This window comes from Cysteiniphilum sp. JM-1 (assembly GCF_008711525.1).
Classification (GTDB): Bacteria; Pseudomonadota; Gammaproteobacteria; order Francisellales; family Francisellaceae; genus Caedibacter.
The window spans coordinates 1-8,072 of the sequence record NZ_VXKS01000036.1; the positions used below are offsets into that span (position 1 = coordinate 1).

Sequence of the window (8,072 nt, forward strand, 5' to 3'; positions counted from 1 at the left end):
ATAAATGAATATTGACTTTAGCAAGATGCTTTTTGACTTCATCATATGAGCTCAATGCTGCCGAAAGCATCGCAATATAGGTGCTTAAACCATTGGATATAGCATGGTGAATACCCAGTTGTTGGGTGTTATCGTCAAACTCAACGAGCTCACCATAAAAATGTCCTGCATTTTTTTGCCATTGCGAGATCTCACCACGCACCCAATAACCATGATTGCCATTAAAGCGCTCATCGATGCTTTGTTTAACTTGTGTTAAAAAGTCACTTAGGCTCAGAGGCTCTTTTATCGTCGTCAGTGCAGTTAAGCTCATATGTAATCTGAATTTATTGCAAGTCTAAAATGTCGCTGATTTTTAGTTTTAGTGTTTTGGCAATCACCGATAAAGGCACGCCGGCACTTAGCATTTCTTCCGCCTCAAGCTTAAGCTCGGTATGGTGCAAATTATTTTCAAATGAAGATGAATGTTTCATAAACCCTCCTGGTTTGGTTTCGTTTTTATTTACTGAAATTATGCATTATACGCTTTGATAAAGACGCTGTTTTAGCGCTTGGCGGCGTTGTTCATAATGTTTTTGTTCATATTTACTCAGCTGCAAAGTATAACTGATTTGACCGTTAAATTTCAGCATGATTTTCTCCTTCTCTTTTTCTATAGCAAAAATGACCTATCCAAGCGCATTCCCAAGTAAACACCTTGAATGCTCACGCGATGCGCAGGATAGATCATCGGGGGGAGGTCTTCATTGTGGGGGATAAGTGTTACAGTTTTATTATCCTGCATTTTAAATTCTTTTAATGTTGCTTCCTTTTCATCGATTAATGCCACGACAATTTGACCATTGCGGGCAACATGCTGTTTTTGAATGAGCACCAAATCACTATCTAGGATGCCACTGTCTTGCATTGAGTTGCCCGATATTTTTAATAAATAGCGATCAGGCATATTCAAAAGCTCAGATAAATCAATGGTTTCTATCACCTCATAAGCTTCTAACGGTAAACCTGCGGCAATCGTGCCGACCAATGGTAAATGAAGCAGATTGTGCTGTTCATTATCTGCTTGATCAATGATTTCAATATGCTTGCGCTTACCTTTGGGGATGTGGATATAACCCTTTTCTTTGAGCGCTTTAATATAGTAAGAAATTGTAGCTTTTGATTTGAGATTTAAAGCATCTGCAATATCACTAAAGGTAGGTGAGTAGCCATTTTCAGCCTGAAAACTTTGGATAATGTTTAAAACTTGTTGTTCTTTGTTATTTAACATGAACCTATCTCATTGGCGTTGATCTACTGCTTATTATGTTCTAAAAAAGTTTAAAATCAAGTGTAAAATGCAAATAAGTTCAAATTAAGTTTAATATTGAGAGTTAACGAGCACTTCTTCACCAAGGTTGCCATTATATGGCATAGGCTTATTCATCGCATTGCTGTATGTCATCAAGCACAACTATGTTATGATGCCGATGCGTTTAATTTGACGGATAACTAGATGTATCGACCGTTACCCTTGTTTATTGGTTTGCGTTATTTGCGCGCAAAAAAGAAAAATCAGTTTATTTCGATTATTTCAGCGATTTCATTTATTGGAATTGCTCTTGGTGTTGCTGTTTTGATTACAGTAATGTCAGTGATGAATGGCTTTGATGAACAAATCAAAGATCGTATTTTGATGATGGTGCCACCGGTTAAGGTCTATCAAGCCGGTGGTAAGCTATATAACTGGGAAAATCTAGCACAAACACTTAAGCAAAAAGATAAGCGTATTTCAGGTGCGGCTCCAATTATCGAAGGGCAGGGCATGTTATCCGCTAATGCCACCAATGCCTTTGCTGCGATTCAAGGAATTGATCCAAAATATGAAGGATCAGTAGTACCTATTGCTGAGCATATGCAACAAGGGAGTTTGTCATCATTGCAATCGGGTAAGTTTAATATCATTCTGGGTAAGTATTTAGCAGACTCTCTAGGCGTTAAAGTTGGCGATAAAATTACCCTTATTGTGCCACAAGCAAATCTAACACCTGCTGGCATGATTCCGCGCTTAAAGCAGTTTAAAGTCTCAGGCATTTTTAGTGTCAGTTATCAATATGATAGTTATTATGCATTGGTTAATATCAATGATGCTGCTAAATTATTTCAAATGGGCAATTCAGTTAGCGCATTGCAACTTGGTGTCAAAGATATTTATCAAGCACCGTTCTTAAAGGAGACGTTAAATACGCAAATATTGCCAGATTTCTATATGGCGCGCGATTGGACGGATGAGAACAAGAGCTTCTTTCAAGCATTGCAAATGGAAAAAACGATGATGTTCTTTATTTTGATGCTGATTATTGCCGTGGCAATTTTTAATTTATTATCGTCGCTTGTGATGGTGGTTACTGATAAACGTTCAGATATTGCGATTATGCGTACCTTAGGGATGTCATCGCGGCAAATTATTATGACCTTTATTATTCAAGGATTAGCCATTGGCGTGATTGGTACGATTATTGGTATTCTCTTAGGTATCGTATTATCGGTTAATGCAACGGAGATCGTTAATTGGATTCAGGTGGTATTTCATGTGCAATTCTTAAGTCCAAGTGTATATCAAATTGATTTTATTCCATCAAAGCTCGTTATGAGCGACTTAGTGCATGTAGCCATTGCGTCACTTATTTTAAGTTTCTTGGCGACACTTTATCCAGCGTGGAGTGCTTCAAGAGTTCAACCAGCGGAGGCATTGCGTTATGAGTGATATTCAATTGAATCAGTATGCTATCTTTTGTGAATGTGTTGATAAAGTTTATAAAGAAGGTAAGCTTGAAACCGATGTTTTGCATGGCATTGATTTGCATGTCGAGTATGGACAAAAGGTCGCAATTTTAGGGCAATCGGGCTCTGGTAAAACCACGCTTTTGAATATGCTCGCGGGTCTTGATTCGCCAACCAAAGGTCAAGTTCATCTTGCGGGAAAGCGTATGGACGCATTGTCAGCCAATAAACGTGCGTTATTAAGAAACAGGCATCTGGGCTTTATTTATCAGTTCCATCACTTATTGCCTGAGTTTAGTGCATTAGATAATGTCATGTTACCATTGATGATGCGTAAAGATATCTCTAAAGCAAAAGCGCACAGAGATGCTGTGCACATGCTTGAAGCGGTGGGACTCGCGCATCGCATTAAACACAAGCCTGGTACATTATCAGGTGGTGAGCGCCAACGAGTTGCTATCGCGCGTGCTTTAGTGACTAAGCCTAGTTGTATTTTAGCTGATGAGCCAACTGGTAATCTTGATGCGGAGAATTCCGAGAAAGTATTGCAATTAATGCATCAATTGAGCAATGAATTTAAAACTGCATTTGTTGTTGTAACACACGATGAGCGCTTTGCTAGCGAAATGGATAAGGTATATCGACTTACGGATGGGCGTATAGAGTAGTTGACTTGAATGTTGATACTTAACTTCAAAGTCTTTCCCATACCTCAAAATCAAAATCACATTCATTGTTTTGATCTTTTTGATAATTACGTTGTCCAATGCGCTTAAATTCTTTTTCTTGCCACTGTGGAAAAAAAGCATCAGCTTCTTTTAATGCATGCACTTTGGTAATGTATAAACGATCGACAAAAGGTAAAAAAGCGTTATAGATCTCAGCGCCACCAATGATAAATATCTCATAATGTGGTTTCTCTTTGGCTAGATTAAGAATATGCTCAACATCATGAATGATGGCGCACTTATCTTGTGTGTAATCTTTTTGGCGTGTAAGGATGATATTCTTGCGATTAGGCAGTGCGCGTCCAATCGAGTCAAAGGTCTTGCGTCCCATGACGATATAATTGTTTTCAGTTAGGTTTTTAAAGTTTTTCAAATCATCAGATAGTTTCCAAGGTAAGCTGTTTTTAATGCCAATGCCTTGTTTTTGATCATATGCAACGATAATTGATAACATAGTGGGTTTTTCTCCTTAGTCATTAAAAATGAGTGGAAGGCATTGTAGCGCAAAAAACAGCAAGATTGGGCATGAAATTGTATTTAATGCAAACAACTAAAGCCTTTATTTGTCTAGTTTGTAGCCTTTTTGGCGGATGCAATAAATTATTCAAAAAAGTGCTTGACCGAGTTGGGTAAATCCGCTTTAATATGCGGCATTGGCCAGATAGCTCAGTCGGTAGAGCAGAGGACTGAAAATCCTCGTGTCGGCAGTTCGATTCTGCCTCTGGCCACCATTATAGAATATTCGGAGCATAGCGCAGTTTGGTAGCGCATCTGGTTTGGGACCAGAGGGTCGGGGGTTCGAATCCCTCTGCTCCGACCATTTTTTACCGTCAATGGCGGAAGAGAAAATGCGCCCGTAGCTCATCTGGATAGAGCATCGGCCTTCTAAGCCGAGGGTAGCAGGTTCGAATCCTGCCGGGCGTACCATTAAAAAGAGTTTATGGTGGGCGTAGCTCAGTTGGGTGAGATCGTTAAGAAACTGTGAAACAGTTTTAGATCGAACGGGCGGAGCACGGACAGCGCAGCATCGGTTTTCTTAGTGAGGCACGAGCCGAACTTAGAAATAGCAGCTCTAGCAAGTAGGCTGCAATATTACAATTTATGGTGGGCGTAGCTCAGTTGGTAGAGCCCCGGATTGTGATTCCGGTTGTCGTGGGTTCAAGTCCCATCGTTCACCCCAGTCTTTGCGGACGTGGCGAAATTGGTAGACGCACTGGATTTAGGTTCCAGCGGGAAACCGTGGGAGTTCGAGTCTCCCCGTCCGCACCACATAATCATATTACAACGCCTCAAATCATCTCATTATCATCTTTAATCCCTTGTTTTATAAGGCTTTACGTGTTCATAACGTTTTATAGCATCTCATAAGGACTTGCATTTAAATGTATAGTAAAGTGTATAGTGGAAAAGGCAATAAGGCATTTTTGTGCTAAACTTCATTTCACTATACACTTTGGAATATACACTATGAAGCTGACAGATACTAAAATAAAGGCTTTGAAGGCAATGGATAAGCTATATCGTGTTAATGATGGTAATGGGTTATATATATCAATTAAAGCAAATAATAGTAAAGCATGGGAGTTTCGCTATACACTAAATGGTAAGGCGAATTGGCTTGGCTTTGGTTTATATCCCAATGTTTCATTAAAGCAAGCACGAGGGCTAGCACAGGAATATAGAGCTTTAATTGCAAATGGAGTTGACCCAAAAACTTATAAAGACAAACAGAAAGCAGAAAATGATAAGACGCTTGAGCATATTGCTGCCTATTGGTTAGACGTCAAAAAGAATGAATTTTCTGCTAGTCATTACAAACAAACCGTTAGTAGGCTAAATCGCTTCATTTTGCCAACTTTTGGGAAAAGGAGTATTGATAAGATAGAGGCTCCAGAAGTTGTTAGGTTTTTAAAAAGTTTTGAAGTTGAAGGGCATTTTGAACAGCGAAATAAAGTTAAAGGTCACTTGAATCAAATCTTTGCTTATGGTGTGGCTAGTGGTATATGTTCCCATAATCCAGTAGCGGGCATCAGCCCTGTTTTAAAAGTAGCAAAAGGCAAAAACTATGCAGCAGTAACGAAGCCAGAGGATATAGGTCAGCTTCTGCGTGATATTGATAATTACCATGGTTTTTATACTACAGTTATGACATTAAAGCTTGCCCCTTATGTGATGTTGCGCCCTGGTGAATTAGCGGCACTTGAGTGGGAGGAAATACACGAAGATGAGCGACAAATACATATTAAGCCAGAGCGTATGAAAATGCGCAAAGCACATATGGTGCCATTGTCAAAGCAAGCATGGGCTATTATTGAGCAAATGAAATCATATTCTAGTAATGGAAAATACGTTTTCCCCAGTGCAAAAAAGCCTAATAATCCTGTGAATATAAACTCGTTAAGATTAGCATTGCGAGCAATGGGTTATAAACATTCATCAGATAGCGCAGAACCAATGCAAGAAGGAGATAAGCCAAAGCATGACACGCATGGTTTTAGGCATATGGCAAGTACACGACTTTATGAAATGGCAAGCATGTATGGTTTTCATAGTGATATGATAGAGCTGCAGCTAGCGCATACTGAATCCAATAAAGTAAAAGCGGCTTATAACCATGCGCAATATATTAAAGAGCGTACTAGAATGATGCAAATATGGGCAGACTACCTAGATAACCTAAGAGATGGTAAGAATGTTGTTAATATGTCTGATTTCAAAGCGGGGTAGTTGATATTATAATATCAAGTAGATTTGCTCAATCGCCTCTATCCTCAAATTGAGGAAGTTAAAACAAGAGCTGCAATACCCAAGCCCCCAATGGGGGATGGTGTTTTGAGCATATGTATTACATATCTTTAAGTGCTGACTCACTACCCTAGGCAGCAATTTTATTTTAAACTGTCACAACGTCTTAAACAGTGTCTAGGCTCGCTACCGAATAGCTGATTATCCACCAGTGTGGCACTGTTTTATCTAGTGGATGCTTGGGAAAGTAAGTGAATTTAAGTAAGCCAAACATTAACTTTAAGTTACCCATGTCTGTTCGTATAGCTTATGGTGATCTATTGGAAAGGTGGTCATTGAAAAACACCACTGAAACAGTTAGACAGGTTAGTGAATTAATATCATTTCACAAGCTGCCAATGAGAATCGATCCGTTGGAGTCTTTTTTAAGATTTTATGAGATAAGTATTTACGCTGAAAATAATGATGAGAATTTTTTTAGTTGTATATGGCAGCTCCAAGCAGTTATGTGTACTACTACCTATTATAGTTTTGAGCATGATTTTTGCGATAGCGGTGTGGTTGATAAAAATGCGCTGTCTGTTTATGTTGGGGAGGAATTTGAAAAGATACTGAAAATCTATGATTGTTGTCTTGAAAGTTTTAGCGTTACAGTTCTTGAGAAGCCCTTTATTCTTTTGCGCGAGTATGGTGTCTATGCTACAGGTAGTAAAATACAGCTTGGCAAAAAAAAATGTAATGTCAACCTTCAGCAGTATTACACATTTTGTTTGGAGGAGGTTCATATTAATGAGGGTGAAGCAGTTGAGTTTGTAACTCCAGAAAATATTTCAGTCAACAGGTTGTATATCTATATCGATGATATTTTAAGTTTTGAGAATAAACATATCGCTGAAGAAAAAAAATCTAGTCTAGAGTTGATGCCTCATAATGCTAGTAGCGAGCAAGATGCTGGTGGAGTAGTAAATAGTACTCAAAAGCAACGAGAGTTAGTTTTGCAAACTGCTATAAATCTCGGGGTAGTAAAGAAAAGCCATACAAAGGCAGAGGTTCATGAAATACTGACACAGGCATCACCAATGTTATTTACTGTAGCAAAAACAACGTTTAATGATTTTTTTAAGAAGCAGAAGCTATTTACCTTAAATTCTGGACGAAGAAGCATGGAAGATACTGCAGAAAAACACTAAATGTAGAGTGACTTTCATTTTTTTTCAATATACCTGAACCCTTTATTTAATAAGGATTTAAATGTGGGGTGATTGGTTAATTACCCCATATTCACCCCCTTTTTATTTGTCTTTTTTATTTCCCATAATACATCACAAGACGCGGCGCCATGTCTTGTTAAGTAATAGTTTTATAAACATGTATTTAAGGGAGGGTTAGACAATGAACTCGAATATTATTAAGTTGCCTTGCGTGGTAGAGAAAACAAGCCTTTCTACTGCATCAATATATCGATTAGCCAAAGAGGGAAAATTTCCCGCACCTATTAAGTTAAGCGAGCGCTCTAGCGGCTGGTTGGAGTCAGACATTAACCAATGGATAGATAGCCGCATAAAAGCGCGCGATAGCAAAGCAAGTAAGGGGGTGAAGGTATGATTAGTATTAAAGAATATAAAGCATTTAAACAAGCAGTATCGGCAAGGGAGCTATACGAGTTATTAGGTTTTGATTTTAGTAACTGGTCGAGATGGTGCAAGAAAAATATCGTGGGCGCATTCGCGATTTGTGGGTAAATCAGCTGTAGTTTAACTTGAACTGAATGCGATCTTTATGTACAAATACCCTACTGCCTTTAAAACATAAGCAAGTTATGGATGAATTTAGCTG

Annotated in this window: 10 protein-coding genes and 5 tRNA genes; 11 read left to right on the forward strand and 4 right to left on the reverse strand. The window is 38.7% G+C overall.

The genetic code is table 11. From position 1 onward, the window contains the following. The 3 genes from F3D68_RS10675 to lexA all read right to left on the reverse strand — a co-directional run. The coding region (locus F3D68_RS10675; RefSeq protein WP_151194427.1) for an exodeoxyribonuclease VII large subunit at nt 1-313 on the reverse strand (313 nt) is incomplete at its 3' end. Between the two features lie 13 nt (nt 314-326). Beyond that, entirely contained in the window at nt 327-473 is a 147-nt protein-coding gene (locus tag F3D68_RS11315; RefSeq protein ID WP_191092807.1) for a hypothetical protein, read from the reverse strand. 179 nt (nt 474-652) lie between these two features. Then, nucleotides 653-1,270, reverse strand: a complete 618-nt coding sequence (lexA, locus tag F3D68_RS10680) for a transcriptional repressor LexA (protein WP_151194428.1) — start codon at nt 1,268-1,270, stop codon at nt 653-655. Nucleotides 1,271-1,495: 225 nt separating this feature from the next. Here lexA and F3D68_RS10685 point away from each other — a divergent pair, with 225 nt between their 5' ends. Further along, entirely contained in the window at nt 1,496-2,746 is a 1,251-nt protein-coding gene (locus F3D68_RS10685) for a lipoprotein-releasing ABC transporter permease subunit (protein WP_151194429.1), read from the forward strand. Nucleotides 2,747-2,753: 7 nt separating this feature from the next. Next, on the forward strand, nt 2,754-3,431 hold the full coding sequence (lolD, locus tag F3D68_RS10690; protein WP_151194434.1) for a lipoprotein-releasing ABC transporter ATP-binding protein LolD: 678 nt from the start codon (nt 2,754-2,756) through the stop codon (nt 3,429-3,431). 25 nt (nt 3,432-3,456) lie between these two features. On the opposite strand, the gene F3D68_RS10695 is transcribed toward lolD, so the two are convergent. Then, nucleotides 3,457-3,945 (reverse strand): dihydrofolate reductase, encoded by a 489-nt coding sequence (locus tag F3D68_RS10695; protein ID WP_151194430.1) that lies wholly within the window; start codon nt 3,943-3,945, stop codon nt 3,457-3,459. A 201-nt stretch (nt 3,946-4,146) separates the two neighbouring features. Between F3D68_RS10695 and F3D68_RS10700 the strand changes: the two genes are divergently transcribed. The 9 genes from F3D68_RS10700 to F3D68_RS11320 all read left to right on the forward strand — a co-directional run bounded on the left by F3D68_RS10700 (nt 4,147) and on the right by F3D68_RS11320 (nt 7,978). Continuing rightward, nucleotides 4,147-4,222, forward strand: a tRNA-Phe gene (locus tag F3D68_RS10700). Between the two features lie 12 nt (nt 4,223-4,234). Further along, nucleotides 4,235-4,311: transfer RNA gene (locus F3D68_RS10705), tRNA-Pro, on the forward strand. A 30-nt stretch (nt 4,312-4,341) separates the two neighbouring features. After that, nucleotides 4,342-4,418 (forward strand) — tRNA-Arg (locus tag F3D68_RS10710). A gap of 177 nt (nt 4,419-4,595) precedes the next feature. Then, nucleotides 4,596-4,671 (forward strand) — tRNA-His (locus F3D68_RS10715). A gap of 6 nt (nt 4,672-4,677) precedes the next feature. Then, nucleotides 4,678-4,760: transfer RNA gene (locus tag F3D68_RS10720), tRNA-Leu, on the forward strand. A 198-nt stretch (nt 4,761-4,958) separates the two neighbouring features. Next, nucleotides 4,959-6,218 (forward strand): tyrosine-type recombinase/integrase, encoded by a 1,260-nt coding sequence (locus F3D68_RS10725; RefSeq protein ID WP_151194431.1) that lies wholly within the window; start codon nt 4,959-4,961, stop codon nt 6,216-6,218. A gap of 269 nt (nt 6,219-6,487) precedes the next feature. Continuing rightward, the gene (locus F3D68_RS10730; protein ID WP_151194432.1) at nt 6,488-7,426 is read left to right on the forward strand and encodes a hypothetical protein; all 939 of its coding nucleotides are present in this window, start codon (nt 6,488-6,490) and stop codon (nt 7,424-7,426) included. Nucleotides 7,427-7,628: 202 nt separating this feature from the next. Continuing rightward, a complete protein-coding gene (locus F3D68_RS10735; protein ID WP_151194433.1) occupies nt 7,629-7,841 on the forward strand; it encodes a helix-turn-helix transcriptional regulator in 213 nt (70 codons plus the stop codon). Then, nucleotides 7,838-7,978, forward strand: coding sequence for a hypothetical protein (locus F3D68_RS11320; RefSeq protein WP_191092808.1), 141 nt, complete (start codon nt 7,838-7,840; stop codon nt 7,976-7,978). The genes F3D68_RS10735 and F3D68_RS11320 overlap by 4 nt, the downstream gene beginning before the upstream one ends. The last annotated feature ends 94 nt before the right edge of the window (nt 7,979-8,072 follow it).